Genomic DNA, 15631 nt, shown 5'->3' with positions numbered 1-15631 from the left:
CGCAAAAATACTTTTTATATTCCAAAATGAAAAATGGATTTTTATTTTTTTTCTATATAGGTTCTAAGTTTCTAAGTTGCTAAGCTTCTAAGGTGTTGGATCGTCAAAAAAAACTTAGTTACTTAGCGTCTTAGTAACTCAGAAACTTAGTACCTTCAAAAGAAAAATCCAACCTTCAAAAAAATCCGTATTTAGAGAAAAACCCATTTTATGAAATCAAAATCAATTGCCCTTATTCTTTTTTTAGCTGTATTTTTAAATTCTTGCAGTGCGGTCGACGACTTGTTGACTTTTACAATTTCGAATCAAGCTTCGATTCAGATCAAAAGCTCTTTTCCAGTTAATTTGCCATCAGAAATTATTACGCCTGACGTTACTACAAATTCATCAGCTGAATTTGCAAACAACAAAACCAAAGCTAGTTTGGTGAAAGATGTAAAACTGAAATCGCTTAAATTGACGATCACAAATCCTGCAGATAAGACATTTACGTTTTTAAAATCGATTCACTTGTTTATTTCTACTACCGATTCTGACGAAATAGAATTGGCTTATCAGGACAATATCAACGAAACAACGAATATGATCGATTTAATTTGTACCGATAAAAAATTAGATCAATATATTAAATCCGATAAATATAAAATCAGAACTCAGGTTACCTTAAAAGAAACACTTACCAAAGATGTAACGGTTAAGGCAGATATGAAGTTTAAAGTGACTGCGGATCCTTTCTAAAGGTTCTTAGGTTCTGAGTTACTAAGGTTCTAAGTTAAAAGAAACTAGAATCTTCGATTCTTAAAAAACAAAGGTTCAAAGGTAAACAAGATCAAAAACTTGTTCCTTTGAACCTTTGTTTTGTCTTTCCCGCAAAAGAAAAACTTAGTCCCGAAACCCAACCTTATCAAGTTAAGGAAAAATCCAATGGAACAATTTGTTAAGAATAATATCTCATCACTTTTTTTGTTCCATCGGAACATTTCATTGGTAGCTCAATAAAGACGGCGTTTTTTCACGTTCCGTAGGAACGTTTGATTTTATAAATAATATTTGGTAAAAACATATGCAGATTACATATACAATTTATCAAACGTCCCAATGGGACGATGTTTCTCACGATGCATTTTTTTTCTACCAATAAGGTGTTCCGATGGAACAAAATCTAAAATATATTAACTTAATGGCATTGCCCGAAGCCTCGGAATAGTAGCTTAGAATCTCAGAACCTTCAAAAAAAACTTAGCAACTTAGAACCTCAGAATCTTAGTTTCTATAAAAAATTTCCTAAATTTATAAACCCATACCAAAACCGCTTTTACATCATAACCAGTGTATCTTAAAATGTAATCATTAGAAAGTAAACGATAACCAATGTTTATACGATCTGAATATTAATTTTAAAAATATAATCCATGAGTAAAATAGTTGCAGAACAATTAGTTGAAATGTTGGTAGAAGCCGGAGTAAAACGCGTTTATGCGGTTACAGGCGATAGTTTAAATTATTTTAATGATGCGATACGCAGAAACGGAAAAATAAAATGGATTCATGTTCGGCATGAAGAAGTTGGCGCTTATGCAGCTGCTGCTGAAGCCGAATTGGATGGTTTTGCCGTTTGTGCCGGAAGTTGTGGTCCCGGACATGTGCATTTAATTAATGGTTTGTATGATGCACATCGTTCACACGTGCCTTTATTAGCAATTGCATCTACAATTAATACGGGCGAAATGGGAATGGATTATTTCCAGGAAACCAATACTCTTAAGCTTTTCGACGATTGCAGTTGTTACAATCAGATGATTATGACGGCTGAACAAGCGCCCCGAATTATACAAACTGCCATTCAGCACGCTTTGGGCAAAAAAGGTGTTGCCGTGATTGGTTTACCGGGCGATGTTTCGGAATTAAAAGCGGTTGAAAGTAACATTTCTACTCAGTTTTTTCATTGTAATCCTGTAATCAGACCTTCAGATACTGAATTGCAACATTTAGCAAAAGCTATAAACGAAAGTACCAAAATCACTTTATTCTGCGGAATTGGCGCCGAAAAAGCGCACGATCAAGTCGTACAATTATCTCAACATATTAAAGCTCCGGTAGGATATTCTTTTAGAGGAAAAATGAGCATTCAGCCTAATAATCCTAACGAAATAGGAATGACAGGTTTACTCGGACAACCTTCGGCATATCATAGTATGCACGAATCTCATTTGGTTTTATTGCTGGGAACTGATTTTCCGTATGATAAATTCATGCCAACAGATAATAAAATTATTCAGATCGATACAAGTTCTGAACGTTTAGGCCGACGCGCAAATCTGTACATGGGATTATGTGGCGATGTAGCCGATACTATTGAAGCTTTATTACCTCTTCTGGAAACCAAAACGGATGATAGTTTTCTACAAGCGCAACTTAAATCATACGCCAGTGTAAAAGAAAACATGAATACTTATATTGATGATAATGGCGGCGAAGACACAATTCAGCCGGAATATGTCGCGCATATTATTGATAAATTAGCCAATAAAGATGCCATTTTTACGGTAGATACGGGAATGACTTGCGTTTGGGGCGCTCGTTTTATTAAAGGAACGGGAGAACGAAAAATGCTGGGTTCTTTTAATCACGGATCAATGGCAAATGCAATGCCAATGGCTATTGGAGCAGCGCTCGCACATCCCGAAAAACAAGTTATCGCAATGTGTGGCGATGGAGGATTGTCGATGCTTTTGGGTGATTTAGCAACAATAAATCAATATAATATTCCGATCAAAATCATTGTTTTTAATAATCGTGCTTTGGGAATGGTAAAACTCGAAATGGAAGTGAACGGTTTACCCGATAATGAAACCGATATGGTGAATCCAGATTTTGGTTTGATCGCTCAGGCAATGGGTTTTCAAGGTATAAATGTTCACAAACCCGAAGAAGTTGAAACTGCAATTGAAAATGCATTTCGTCATAACGGTCCCGTTTTACTGAATATTTTCACGAATCCGAATGCGCTTGCAATGCCACCAACTGTAGAATGGAAACAAGTAATTGGTATGACAAAATCAATGACGAGATTAATGCTTGGCGGCAAAATGGAAGAAGTTATAGATACTATTAAATCAAATTACAAACATCTAAAAGAAGGTATCTAAATACAAACACAAATTTCACGAATTAGCACAAATTTTAAAGTTTAACTTATATTCTGTGGAATTAATTTCATGAAAGAATTAGTGTCAATTCGTGAAATTCGTGTTCATTTATTTTTACAGACTTTAAGCTTAAATAAAAATTACTTATATGGATATAAACAGTAATAAATCGTTTAGTAAATACTATGTCTTTGCGTGGGTATTTGGTTTAGTTTTCTATTTCTTGGATTATGTAATACGTTCTGCTCCAGCGGTAATGTTTCCGGAACTTTCTCAAAATTTTTCGGTTAACGAAATCAGATTAGTAGAAATTGTTGGGACTTATTATTACACCTATTCTACTTGTAGTTTGATTGCAGGAATTGCATTGGATCGCTTTGGGGCAAAATATTCTCTTTTTACCGGAGCACTTATTTTAGGAATTGGCTGTTTGTTATTTCTTATTTCAAGTCAGTTTAGCGGAGTCGTTGGCCGATTATTTCAAGGTGCCGGTTGTGCTTTTGCATTTCCGGGTTGTGTATATCTTGCAAGCAAAGGATTCTCGGCAAAATCATTGGCAACAGCAATTGGTTTTACGCAATGTTTAGGAATGCTTGGCGGTTCTGCGGGACAATTTGTTGTAGGACCTTTGATCGAAAAAGGAATGGATATTTCTACTTTCTGGTTGTCAATTGGAATTTTTACTATTATAGTCGCTTTTGGACTTTGGTTTATAACTCCGGCAAATCAAACGGAACCAAAAACAGAAGCGAACACCAAGAAACAAAGTCTGCTTAATCCTTATAAAATTGTTTTTAGCAATCCGCAATCGTGGTTGTGCGGTATTGTTTCGGGATTATTATTTGCGCCAACAACTATTTTTGCGATGACTTGGGCGGTTGACTTTTTCCAGAAAGATCGTGCTTTTGATTTCCATACCGCAACTATTTCAAGTGCAATGGTAGCTTTTGGTTGGGTATTTGGATGTCCGTTATTAGGATATATTACCGATAAAATAAACAGACGAAAACCAGTTTTAATATTTGGTGCGCTTTTAATGATCGCAAGTTTAGTGCAGTTGTTGTATTTCCCGGATTTACTTCCCACAAAAATCAGCATGTTTTTATTGGGTGTTGCTTCTGGCGCTGCGATGATTCCCTATTCAATAATCAAAGAAGCAAATCCGGACAATGTAAAAGGAAGCGCAACCGGAGCAATTAATTTTATAACCTTTGGAGTAACAACGCTTTTAAGTCCGTTATTCAGTAATTTATTTGGAAAAACACTTCATGATACTACAGATAAAGCATTGCATTTTCAGCAAGCGGGTTTGTTTTGGATTATCGGAATTTCGATTGCTATTTTGGTAAGTTTAATGCTTAAAGAAACTGGTCAGGGAAAGTAAGTAATTTGGAAAACTAATAAAATCCTGTGTGTAATTTTCTAATACATAGAAACATAGCTTTTGATTATTTAAAAGAGGCGTTTCACTTATTTATAAAACACATAGCTGATCTGTGTTTCTATGTGTTTTAAATAAAAGCCAGCGATTAAAAGGATTAAAATTTGCCAAATCTGCGTGAAAAAAAATCTTGTAGTATATTACTATTCTTTAGTAACTATAATCGAAGCTTTGAATCCAGCGGCAAGATTGTTCCAATAATCATTGGTAACCAATTGTCCTTTATCGTCATAAACCTGAATTTCGGCAGTGTTTCCGCCTAAAGTACCAATATTTAAAGCTTCAAAATCTAATTTATTAAAGCCATTTGAAAGCACAATTTTTACATCTTTAAAATTAGAATCCAAAAATATCTGATCTCTGATCACCATATCGTTTGAAGATACTCTAACTAAATCGCCATCGATAGCGCCAAAATCACGAAACTTTACAATAAAATACTGTGATTTGGTTTTAAATTCGCCAAGCGAAATATTTTTCTTAACGAGTTGTCCACGACCTTCACGCAATCCTTCATCTCTCAAAGTTTTGTCTAAATCCTTTTCCATTTTTGCAACATAACGATCTCCGGGATTCGCAAAATCAGTTTCTGTAGACATCGTAAATTTGCTTTTTTCCTGTCCAACCTGCAATTGAGATTTTGGTGTAATAGTTGTATGATCAAAAACATTTGGCGTTTTAATACTCGGAATATCACTATTATCAGCCTGAGGATCCTTTATTTGAGGAATAGGCGTTTTCTTAGGTTTTGCACTAAATTTTGGAGCAGCAATAGGTTTGAATTTTGTTCCAAATTCAGTTTGCGCTGATACCGTTACAGCTGTAAAAAGTAGTATGAAAAATAAAATGTGCTTCATTGAAAAAGTATTTATCGAATCGGCTTTTATAGTTTTTATAAAATCTAAGTATAGCATCACAAAAATAGCATAATTTAATTAGGGGCTACAACTTTAAGAGTATTATAACAATATATTAGGCTAATTTTTGGAATCAAAAAACCTGCCAAAAAGATTGTCTTGTTGAATTTTCTCCAATGATAATTCATAATAAGAACAAAAAAATCCGACTCATTTTCACAAGTCGGATTACTGAAAAAAATAAAAAATCAAATAAAAAAATACTTATGTTTCATTATAACAACATTATACTAAACTAATCCCTAACAATAACCGCGGTCAATGTTTTAAGATTTAATGTTTTACCAACTGTATAATTAAGATGTACATTATCTGTATAGGTTACTCCCGCTTCAACATATTCTACATATGTACTTCTCTGAAAAATTTCTCCATCAGTAGTTTTAGCCGTAAATTTTACCGTGAAATTTCCTTGCTCATATTTCGAATAAGATGTTTTAGAAGTGTTTTTATATTAAAATCGATTACAAGATAATCGCCATATATTTTTTGTGGTGTATATGTTAAAACAAAATCCTCTACATTAAAATTATTGGCATTCGATGGCACATAATCACTGTCGCTACCAGAACTACAACCTGCCAATAAAATTGACATCGTAAATAAAAGAACAAAACTAATTGTCGATTTTAAAAAAGATAATTTTCTCATAATTATAAAATATATTATTGCTGTGGTTTCTTTATCATCTTTTAATTGTCTTAAAGAAATAGACAATAGTCTATATTAATTCTCTTGCAATTATAGACAATATTCTATGTTTAGAAAAATATATTTGTAAGAATTATATTAAAAACAAACAATTGGCATTATATATCAAGTTCCTTATTTAAAAAATATAAAATTTTGATAATTACCAACTTATTCCTAACTTCAAGACTTTAATTTCTTTAATAAAATCTTATAAAATGGATTATATCGACTATTATAAAGTACTGGAAATAACAAAATCAGCGACTGAAGCTGAAATTAAGAAGGCTTATCGAAAAATGGCTCGTAAATATCATCCGGATTTAAACCCGAATGATAAGGAGGCTGAGAAAAAATTCAAGGAAATAAATGAGGCTAATGAGGTTTTGAGCAATCCTGAAAATCGTAAAAAATATGATAAATACGGAAAGGACTGGAAACATGCTGATGAGTTTGAAAAAGCGGGTTACGATCCTAACCAGCAACAATATTCGAGACAACAACAAGGCGGAAATCAAAGTTATACTGATTTTGGCGGTGGAGATTTTTCGGGAAGTGATTTTTCTGAATTCTTTAATTCTATGTATGGTTCTGCGGGAAGAAGTTCCAGAAGTCAGGCAAAATATCGAGGACAGGATTTTAATGCAGAACTGCAATTAGATTTAGCATCGGCTTATACAACGCACAAACAAAACTTAACTGTAAACGGCAAAAATATCCGAATTACAATTCCGGCCGGAGTTGAAAACGGACAAATTATAAAGATTCCAAATCACGGCGCTCCCGGCGCAAATGGCGGTCCAAATGGAGATTTGTACATTACTTTTTTAATTGATAATAATTCTGATTTTAAACGTGAAGGCAATAATTTATATGCCGATATTGATCTGGATTTATATACTGCAATTTTGGGCGGAGAGATTTTCGTGAATACTTTTGATGGAAAAGTAAAAATAAAAGTTCCTGCCGAAACGCAACCGGGAACTAAAGTCAAACTGAAAGGAAAAGGTTTTCCGGTGTATAAAAAAGAGAATCAGTTTGGAGATTTATACATTACTTATACTTTAAAACTTCCGACTAAATTATCTCAAAAAGAAAAAGAATTATTTCAGGAATTAGCTAAATTAAGAAGTCATGAATAGTAAAAACTTAATTCAAATAAAACAGTTTTGTGTGTATCACGAAATCGAAAATACTTTTATAACGGAATTGCATAATTATGGTTTGGTGCAAATTATTGTTCTTGAAGAAGATGAATATTTACAACCGGAACAATTGCCTGCTGTAGAGAAAATGATTCGCCTTCATTATGATCTTAAAATCAACATTGAAGGTATTGATGTTATTGCTAATTTATTGGACAAAATCGAAACCTTGCAACAAAATCTTACGACGACACAAAATAAGCTTCGTCTTTATGAACAGCATCAAATCGAGGAATAAAGATTTTGTTTCACGCAGATTCTGCAGATTTGAGCAGATTTATTTTTAATAAAAATTTGTGTTGATCTGCTTAAATATTTTTAAATCTGCGTGAAAGACTTTTGGGGATTTTGCTTCTCTACTAGAAAAAGAAAGCTTACTTATACTCACAGATAAATATTAAGGAGTGGAAAAAAGCATCTTTTATTTACTCTCAAAATATCACAAAAAAGAATGTTTTACGAATTGATTTCAATCTAATATAATTCCTTTTCAGCTGCATATTTTATAAATTGCAGCGAAATTAACGAACCGGAATTTGTTTTTAAAAATGCTAAAACAAATTCAAAAAAACTTAAAAAATGAAAAGAGAAAACATCTTAACAGGATCACCTTGGGAGGACAAAATGGGATATTGTCGTGCAGTAAGAATTGGCAATATTATTGAAGTTTCAGGAACTGTGGCTATTGTTGATGGCGATAAAGTAAAGGCGGACGACGCTTATGCTCAAACCTATAACATTCTGGAACGTGTTGAAAAAGTTTTACAAGATTTGAATGTTGGAATGAAAGATGTTATCAGAACGAGAATCTTTACAACCAATATTTCTACTTTTGAAGATGTAGCAAAAGCGCACTCAGCGTTTTTTAAAGATGTAAAACCTACAACCGGATTTTATGAAATCAGTAAATTGGTTGCTCCTGAATATTTAGTTGAAATTGAATTTACTGCTGTTGTACAGTAATTTATTTTTACCACGAATATTTTTTTTGCCACGAATTTCACGAATTAGCTCGAATTATTTTTTTGCCACAGATTAAAAAGATTAAAATGATTATTCTATTTTCTTTGATTTATAATGTTTTAATTTGTGAAAATTTGTGAAATTCGTGGCGGAAAAACTAAACTTAATGACTTCTCAAAACCCAAAACAAATACTTCTTTCAGTTTTCAAATGGATTCTCATTTGCGTTTTAATAGGGATTTTATCAGGATCTGCATCTGCATTTTTTCTGGTTTCTCTGGAATTTGTTACACAATTTAGAATTCAGCACGATTGGATTATCTGGCTTTTGCCTTTTGGCGGATTATTAGTTGGTTTGAGTTATTACTATTGGGGAGAATCTGTTGTAAAAGGCAATAATTTATTGCTTGAAGAATATGAAAATCCTCAGAAAGTGATTCCGCTAAAAATGGCTCCTTTAGTACTTTTAGGAACTTTACTTACGCATTTATTTGGAGGTTCGGCCGGTCGCGAAGGTACAGCTGTACAAATGGGCGGCGCAATTGCCGATCAATTTACTAAGATTTTTAAATTGGATAATTCCGAAAGAAAGATTTTAATCATTTTGGGAATTAGTGCCGGTTTTGCTTCTGTTTTTGGAACTCCGTTGGCGGGCGCAATTTTCGCTTTAGAAGTTTTATATTTCAGCAAAATCGATCTTAAAAGCATTATTTTATCTTTTTTAGTGGCTTATGCAGCTTATTTTACGGTAGAATTTTGGCACATAAAACATACACATTACAGCATTCCTGTTGTTCCCGACTTTAGTATTTCGACTGTTGGTTATGTTATTATAATTGGAATTTTATCCGGAGTTTCGGCTTTATTATTTGCTAGAAGCACTCATTTTTGGGGTTCGCTTTTTTCGAAAAATATAAAATATCCTCCGTTACGTCCTTTTATTGGCGGAATTATTCTTGCCATTGCAATTGCAGGTTTCGGATTTACGAAATTCTCAGGATTGGGCGTTCCTGTGATTGTAGATTCATTTTCGAATGCAAATCCTTGGTATGATTTTTTATTGAAGATTCTGTTCACAGGTTTTACTTTAGGCGCAGGTTTTAAAGGCGGCGAAGTGACTCCGTTATTTTTTGTTGGTGCTACTTTAGGAAGTGCTTTATCCTTGATAATTCCGTTGCCAATTGCATTTTTAGCAGGATTAGGATTTGTTGCAGTATTTTCGGGCGCGACCCATACTCCTATCGCTTGCACGATTATGGGCATGGAACTTTTTGGAATTCAACCCGGAATTTTCATTGCAATTGCCTGTACAATCGCTTATTTTTCTTCAGGTTCTGTGGGAATTTATAAATCGCAAATTGTTAAAGGAGCGAAATATAAATTGTATCAGAAATTTAAAAAAGAAGAGCTACAGCATTTGTAAACAAATATTTTTGTTTTTTAGAATAAGTACTACTTTTTTTTGTAGTATTGTTTTTGCTAAATCAAATCAAACTACAAATGGCTTTCGGATTTCCTGCTTCCTTTTCTCAACTAACGCCTTTAAACAATTTACCTCCATCAACATTTATTCTGAAAGCAATAATTATCTGCCAAAAACTAAATTGGAGTTTAATTAGTATTGATGAAAACGAAATTATTGCAGTTTCAAAAAATAATAAAAACACTTGGAACGAAACTATTTCTATTGCTTTTGAAGAAGAAGCAACTGCCATAATTACAAGTTCGTCAAATGGAAATCAATTTTATGATTGTGGCAGAAATAAAAAAAATACTGATTCTTTTTTAGAACTTTATTTCGAAGAATTAAAAAATATTTCAAATATAAATTTGGATAAAGATGCTTTTCTTGAAGATCTTAAAATTGAGCAGAAAAACCTTTTATCTGTTAAAGAAACGGAACAAAATATCACTTCATTTTATTCTTTTTTCTCCATTTTTATTCCGACTAAAAACTATGTCATTACTCCAATTTTAATCTATTTAAATATTCTGTATTTTCTGATTATGTTATTTTCCGGAGTTCATTTCTTTTCTCCAGAAATTCAGGAAATAATTGATTGGGGAGGAAATCAAGGTCCGTTGACTAGTGAAAATCAATGGTGGCGATTACTTTCTGCGTGCTTTGTTCCTTTTAATTTCTTTCATCTTGTAGTTAGTACTGTTGCTTTAGCTTATGTTGGCTTGCTTTTAGAATCTTATTTAACGAAATGGGGATTTCTTATTACGTATTTATTTTGCGGTATAATTGGCAATTTAAGCAGTTTATATTGGGATAAAGATGTTGTAAGTGCTGGCGCATCTGGCGCTATTTTTGGTTTGTACGGGATTTTATTTATTGCGCTTATTTTTAGAACTTTAAAAAAGAAAATAAACATTATATCAATATTCCCAATTGTGTTTTTAGTTCTTTTAATTGTTTGCTTCAGTTTTACTGATACCATTAATTATGCACAACCGATTGGCGGATTTTCAACTGGAATTTTATTTGGTTTAATCCTTTTTGCTTTTGGAAAAAAACGAAATTACGCAGTAGCTTTTATCACTTCTACGGCTACAATTGCAATTGTTTTTTTATACTTCAACTTCAGAAGTTCTCAGGTTTATATTTATCAGGTTATGGAATATGAAAAAAGGATGCAGGAATTCACCGATATGGAAAACATGGCTTTGGAAGCTTATAGTGTTCAATATGGTAATTCATATTCTGAAAATAAAGAAAGCACCTTATATTTAATCAAAGATCGCGGTATTTATTATTGGAATGAATGTATCACTTTGATAACAGAACTTGATAAATTATATCTTCCAAAAGAAATTCATGAACAAAATCAAAGATTTATAGAATATTGCAAATTGAGAATTAGTTTATATGAATTGGCTTATCAAAAGATCCTTGAAAGCAGCAGCGCTTATGATGAAAAAATGCTTGAACTTAACTTTAAGATTGCAAGTGTTATGAATAAAATCAATAAAGCAAGAGCCAAGAATTAAATTAAAAGCGAAATTCTTCTGTGCGTATCAAACAAAATAATTTTCGGTCTGATTATCATCAATTAAAAACACAGAACCTGAAATTCTAAAAACTGAAAATTTTGACTGTAACTGACAACTTATAAAAGTGTGTTAATCTGCAAAATGATTTCAACATTACATTAAAAAAATGTAAATTCGCACACTATGAAAATACAAGATATTCAAGCGATACAATTATTACTCGCAACCCCAAAGAAAATCGCCATAATTCCGCATAGAGGTCCTGATGGAGACGCTATGGGCTCGACCTTAGCATTATATCATTTTTTACAAAAAAATAATCATCAGGCAACTGTAATTGCACCGAACGATTTTCCTGATTTTCTAGCTTGGTTACCAGGCTCAGAAACTGTAAAAATATTTGAAAAAGATACTGAAAACTGCACCAAAATATTAGAAGAAGCTGAGCTTATTTTTACGCTCGACTTTAATGCTTTTCATCGTACAGGCGAAATGGAACACACTTTAGCAAAGCTAACGGCTCCATTTATCATGATTGATCATCATCAAAAACCTGATGATTATGCTGCTTTTATGTATTCTGATACTACATTTGGGTCAACTTGCGAAATGATTTATAACTTCATTTCGTTTTTAGGCAAAAAAGAAGATCTGGACAAAACAATTGCAACGTGTATTTATACAGGAATTTTGACTGATTCAGGTTCGTTTCGTTTTCCGGGAACAACAGGAAATACGCACCGAATCATTGCTGAATTAATTGATTTAGGAGTTGAAAATACTCAAATTCCGGTTTTATTATTTGATAATAGTTCTTACAGCCGTTTGCAATTATTAGGTCGTGCTTTGCAAAACATGAAAGTTTTTGAAGAGCATAAAACCTCTTATACTTCGCTTACTCAAGCTGAGTTGGATTCTTTTAATTATGTAAAAGGTGACACTGAAGGAATCGTAAATTATGGTTTAAGTATAAAAGGTATTCTTTTTACTGCTATTTTTATCGAAAATAAAGACGAGAAAATCATCAAAATCTCTTTCCGTTCGCAAGGAGGATTTGATGTGAACCAGTTTGCGAGAGATCATTTTAACGGAGGCGGACATAGCAATGCTGCCGGCGGAAGATCTGATGTTTCGATGGAAGAAACTTTGACAAAATTTGAAAATTTAGTAACCAAACTAAACATATAACCCCATGAACTACCTAAAAACAAGCATTTACACCCTACTTTTTGCTGTTTTACTGGTTGGCTGTAAACAGCATGAAGATGCGAGAAGACCTATTTCAAGGACTTCGGGAACTTTCATGAAAAAATCAGTTGATCGTAACAAAAAAATAATTGCGAATGAAGAAGAGGTTATCAAAAAAATAATCAAAAGCAATCCTAAAACTAAATATTTTGCTACCAGAAAAGGATATTGGTTTTCTTATGATGAAAAAAATGAAACCGATCTTGCAACACCTAGAAAAGGTGATATCGCTTATTTTAATTTGGAAGTAAAAGATATAAAAGGCAATATTATTTATTCTGAAGCTGATCTTGGACCGCAAACTTATTATGTAGACAAACAAGATATCATGATGGGATTGCGCGATGGTATTAAACTGATGCACAAAAACGAAACGGTAACTTTCTTATTTCCATCGCATATTGCTTACGGATATCATGGAGACAATAAAAAAATTGGTACTAATCAATCCTTAATTTGCACAGTTACACTTAGAAATTTTGTACCGGATCCTGCAGCGGCAAAAACAGGAACTCCGGCAGGACAAACTACTGCTGCGCAAACTGCAGGAGGACAAACTCCACCGCCTGCTATACCAAAACCATTAGCCGTAAAACCAGCACCTAAAGCTAAAAAAGATACAATAAACCCATAAAAAAACATTTTAAAAATGAAAAAAAGTATTTTATTATTACTACTAGCCGTTACCTCATTTTATTCTTGTAAAGACGAACACAGCAATTTACCTGATGGTTTATATGCTGATATTGAAACTAATAAAGGACATATTATTGTAGAATTAGATTATAAAAAAGCGCCAATTACGGTTGCTAACTTTGTAACTCTTGCCGAAGGTAAAAATGAATTCGTGACAAAAGATTATTTAAAAAATAAACACTTTTATGACGGATTAAAATTTCACAGAGTTATTGAAGATTTCATGATTCAAACCGGAGATCCTGAAGGAACTGGTTCTGGAGATGCAGGTTATAGATTTAAAGATGAAATCACAGATCTTAAATTTGACAAAGGTGGAGTTCTGGCGATGGCAAATAATGGTCCTGGAACAAACAGCAGCCAATTTTTTATCACACACGTTGAAACTCCTTGGTTAGACGGAAAACATACAATTTTTGGTCACGTTGTAGAAAAAGGTCAGGAAGTTGTAAATCAAGTTAAACAAGACGATAAAATTGTTACTGTAACTATCATCAGAAATGGTGAAGCTGCAAAGAAGTTTGATGCTGTAAAAGTATTTCACGATTATTTTTCTGAAATCGCAAAAGAAAAAAGCAAATACGACGGTGTTCAAAAAGAAAAAGTAGCTTATTTGGCTTCTGTAAGACCAAAAGCGACAAAAACAACTACTGGTTTAGAGTTTGTAATTACTGAAAAAGGAAATGGTAAAAAACCAGCTGCAGGAACTCAAATCTACATTAACTATTCTGGTTTCTTAGAAGACGGAACTTTGTTTGATTCAAGTGTAGAAGAAGTTAATAAAGCTTATGGAAAGTTTGATCAGGCAAGAGCTGAACAACACGGATACCAACCAATTCCGTTTCAGGCAGGTCGTAAAGACGGTATGATTCCTGGATTTATTGAAGGAATCGAGCAACTTTCTTTTGGAGATAAAGCAGTTCTTTTTATTCCATCTCATTTAGCATATGGAGCAACCGGAGCAGGAGGAGTTATTCCGCCAAATGCTAATATTATTTTCGAAATACAATTATTAGAGAAACCGTAATAATATTCTTATCTTTAAAACGTTATTACAGACTTAAATTCGATATACTATGAAATTTAAATTTCTATTTTTATTTTGCTTGGCAATAGCTAATATTCAAGCTCAGGCACCAAAAAAACTGGTTGCAAAACCAAAACCTGCAACAGCAAAAGCAGCTCCTGCAACAAATCCTGCTGAAGGTATTTTTGCTACTATTTCAACTACAAAAGGAGATATTGTTTTAACATTAGAATATGTAAAAGCTCCTGTAACGGTTGCAAACTTCATCGCTTTGGCAGAAGGTAAAAACCCTTTTGTAAAAGTTGAAAGCAAAAAAGGAAAGCCTTTTTATGACGGATTAAAATTTCACAGAGTTATCAATGACTTTATGATTCAGGGTGGAGATCCACAAGGAAATGGTTCTGGAGATCCGGGATATGCATTTAAAGATGAGTTTGTTCCTGAATTGAAATTTGATAAAGGCGGAATTTTAGCAATGGCTAACTCTGGACCTGCAACAAACGGAAGTCAATTTTTTATCACACATAAAGACACGCAATGGCTTAACGGAAAACATACTATTTTTGGTCATGTAGTTTCTGGAATGGACGTTGTAAATAAAATTATTCAGGATGATGTGATCACAAAAATCGTTATTACACGCAAAGGCGCTGCTGCCAAAAAATTTGACGCTGTAAAAGTTTTTAGCGATTATGAAAAAAACATAGAAGCTGATAAAAAATTAGAAGCTCAAAAACTAGAAGCTCAAAAAGAACTAACTAAAAAAGTAGCTTCCGAAAAAGCAGTTTCTTTTGCAGCAACAAAAGCCGCAGCTACTACAACTGCATCTGGTTTAAAATATGTAATTACAAAAAAAGGAACTGGCGTAAAAGGTGCTCCGGGATCTACAATTTACTTTCATTATGCAGGTTATTTTGAAGACGGAAATCTTTTTGACAGCAGTTTACCAAGTGTAGCAAAAGCTTACGGTCAATATAATGCTGCAAGAGATTCACAAGGCGGATATAAAGCGTTTCCTTTTGAAGTTGGTAAAAAAGACGGAATGATTCCTGGTTTTATCGAAGCATTAGATATGATGACTGACGGAGAAAAAGCGACATTCATTCTTCCTGCAAATTTAGCTTACGGAGAAAAAGGTGCCGGAGGAGTAATTCCACCAAACGCAACTTTGATTTTCGAAATTGAAGTATATCAAAATCAGCCTGTTGTAAAATAACAACAAGTTTATTTTATCTTATATAATGAAACCCATCAAAATCTAAATTTTGATGGGTTTCTTATTTTTATTCGTGTGGTAA

At 33.1% G+C, this 15631-nt stretch carries 14 protein-coding genes; 12 read left to right on the top strand and 2 right to left on the bottom strand.

The annotated features are described in order from the left end of the window. Window positions 1-210 precede the first annotated feature (210 nt). From WN975_RS01280 to WN975_RS01270, 3 genes are all read left to right on the top strand, one after another. A complete protein-coding gene (locus tag WN975_RS01280) occupies window positions 211-738 on the top strand; it encodes a hypothetical protein (protein WP_337964853.1) in 528 nt (175 codons plus the stop codon). Between the two features lie 674 nt (window positions 739-1412). Continuing rightward, the gene (locus WN975_RS01275) at window positions 1413-3149 is read left to right on the top strand and encodes a thiamine pyrophosphate-binding protein (RefSeq protein WP_337964852.1); all 1737 of its coding nucleotides are present in this window, start codon (window positions 1413-1415) and stop codon (window positions 3147-3149) included. Window positions 3150-3297: 148 nt separating this feature from the next. Next, on the top strand, window positions 3298-4533 hold the full coding sequence (locus WN975_RS01270) for an MFS transporter (RefSeq protein WP_337964851.1): 1236 nt from the start codon (window positions 3298-3300) through the stop codon (window positions 4531-4533). 200 nt (window positions 4534-4733) lie between these two features. Here WN975_RS01270 and WN975_RS01265 read toward each other — a convergent pair whose 3' ends face one another. Further along, a complete protein-coding gene (locus WN975_RS01265) occupies window positions 4734-5447 on the bottom strand; it encodes a hypothetical protein (RefSeq protein WP_337964850.1) in 714 nt (237 codons plus the stop codon). Between the two features lie 456 nt (window positions 5448-5903). Beyond that, complete coding sequence (locus WN975_RS01260) at window positions 5904-6158, bottom strand: hypothetical protein (protein ID WP_337964849.1); 255 nt, start codon at window positions 6156-6158, stop codon at window positions 5904-5906. A gap of 257 nt (window positions 6159-6415) precedes the next feature. Between WN975_RS01260 and WN975_RS01255 the strand changes: the two genes are divergently transcribed. The 9 genes from WN975_RS01255 (at window position 6416) to WN975_RS01215 (ending at window position 15549) form a co-directional block, all read left to right on the top strand. Next, entirely contained in the window at window positions 6416-7339 is a 924-nt protein-coding gene (locus WN975_RS01255) for a J domain-containing protein (RefSeq protein WP_337964848.1), read from the top strand. Then, a complete protein-coding gene (locus WN975_RS01250; protein ID WP_121325958.1) occupies window positions 7332-7640 on the top strand; it encodes a chaperone modulator CbpM in 309 nt (102 codons plus the stop codon). The genes WN975_RS01255 and WN975_RS01250 overlap by 8 nt, the downstream gene beginning before the upstream one ends. A 341-nt stretch (window positions 7641-7981) precedes the next feature. Beyond that, window positions 7982-8365: a RidA family protein gene (locus tag WN975_RS01245; RefSeq protein ID WP_337964847.1), complete on the top strand. Its 384-nt coding sequence runs from the start codon at window positions 7982-7984 to the stop codon at window positions 8363-8365. Between the two features lie 166 nt (window positions 8366-8531). Then, complete coding sequence (locus WN975_RS01240) at window positions 8532-9788, top strand: voltage-gated chloride channel family protein (protein WP_337964846.1); 1257 nt, start codon at window positions 8532-8534, stop codon at window positions 9786-9788. A gap of 77 nt (window positions 9789-9865) precedes the next feature. Continuing rightward, window positions 9866-11359 carry a rhomboid family intramembrane serine protease gene (locus tag WN975_RS01235; RefSeq protein ID WP_337964845.1) on the top strand — a complete coding sequence of 498 codons (1494 nt, stop codon included), beginning with the start codon at window positions 9866-9868 and terminating at the stop codon, window positions 11357-11359. Window positions 11360-11545: 186 nt separating this feature from the next. Continuing rightward, window positions 11546-12550, top strand: coding sequence for a bifunctional oligoribonuclease/PAP phosphatase NrnA (locus tag WN975_RS01230; protein WP_337964844.1), 1005 nt, complete (start codon window positions 11546-11548; stop codon window positions 12548-12550). A gap of 4 nt (window positions 12551-12554) precedes the next feature. Next, window positions 12555-13244, top strand: a complete 690-nt coding sequence (gene gldI / locus WN975_RS01225) for a gliding motility-associated peptidyl-prolyl isomerase GldI (RefSeq protein WP_337964843.1) — start codon at window positions 12555-12557, stop codon at window positions 13242-13244. Window positions 13245-13259: 15 nt separating this feature from the next. After that, window positions 13260-14333, top strand: coding sequence for a peptidylprolyl isomerase (locus WN975_RS01220; RefSeq protein ID WP_337964842.1), 1074 nt, complete (start codon window positions 13260-13262; stop codon window positions 14331-14333). Window positions 14334-14382: 49 nt separating this feature from the next. Further along, window positions 14383-15549 carry a peptidylprolyl isomerase gene (locus tag WN975_RS01215; RefSeq protein ID WP_337964841.1) on the top strand — a complete coding sequence of 389 codons (1167 nt, stop codon included), beginning with the start codon at window positions 14383-14385 and terminating at the stop codon, window positions 15547-15549. Window positions 15550-15631 lie beyond the last annotated feature (82 nt).

The sequence above is a fragment of the uncultured Flavobacterium sp. genome (assembly GCF_951805225.1).
Lineage (GTDB): Bacteria > Bacteroidota > Bacteroidia > Flavobacteriales > Flavobacteriaceae > Flavobacterium.
This window is presented reverse-complemented; position numbering and strand designations above follow the sequence as displayed.

Bases quoted from the DNA above. Each gene is read 5' to 3' on its own strand.
- WN975_RS01235 (WP_337964845.1), top strand. From the start codon at position 9,866: ATGGCTTTCGGATTTCCTGCTTCCTTTTCTCAACTAACGCCTTTAAAC.
- WN975_RS01220 (WP_337964842.1), top strand. From the start codon at position 13,260: ATGAAAAAAAGTATTTTATTATTACTACTAGCCGTTACCTCATTTTAT.
- WN975_RS01275 (WP_337964852.1), top strand. From the start codon at position 1,413: ATGAGTAAAATAGTTGCAGAACAATTAGTTGAAATGTTGGTAGAAGCC.
- gldI (WP_337964843.1), top strand. From the start codon at position 12,555: ATGAACTACCTAAAAACAAGCATTTACACCCTACTTTTTGCTGTTTTA.
- WN975_RS01215 (WP_337964841.1), top strand. From the start codon at position 14,383: ATGAAATTTAAATTTCTATTTTTATTTTGCTTGGCAATAGCTAATATT.
- WN975_RS01240 (WP_337964846.1), top strand. From the start codon at position 8,532: ATGACTTCTCAAAACCCAAAACAAATACTTCTTTCAGTTTTCAAATGG.
- WN975_RS01280 (WP_337964853.1), top strand. From the start codon at position 211: ATGAAATCAAAATCAATTGCCCTTATTCTTTTTTTAGCTGTATTTTTA.
- WN975_RS01260 (WP_337964849.1), bottom strand. From the start codon at position 6,158: ATGAGAAAATTATCTTTTTTAAAATCGACAATTAGTTTTGTTCTTTTA.
- WN975_RS01245 (WP_337964847.1), top strand. From the start codon at position 7,982: ATGAAAAGAGAAAACATCTTAACAGGATCACCTTGGGAGGACAAAATG.
- WN975_RS01270 (WP_337964851.1), top strand. From the start codon at position 3,298: ATGGATATAAACAGTAATAAATCGTTTAGTAAATACTATGTCTTTGCG.
- WN975_RS01265 (WP_337964850.1), bottom strand. From the start codon at position 5,447: ATGAAGCACATTTTATTTTTCATACTACTTTTTACAGCTGTAACGGTA.
- WN975_RS01230 (WP_337964844.1), top strand. From the start codon at position 11,546: ATGAAAATACAAGATATTCAAGCGATACAATTATTACTCGCAACCCCA.
- WN975_RS01250 (WP_121325958.1), top strand. From the start codon at position 7,332: ATGAATAGTAAAAACTTAATTCAAATAAAACAGTTTTGTGTGTATCAC.
- WN975_RS01255 (WP_337964848.1), top strand. From the start codon at position 6,416: ATGGATTATATCGACTATTATAAAGTACTGGAAATAACAAAATCAGCG.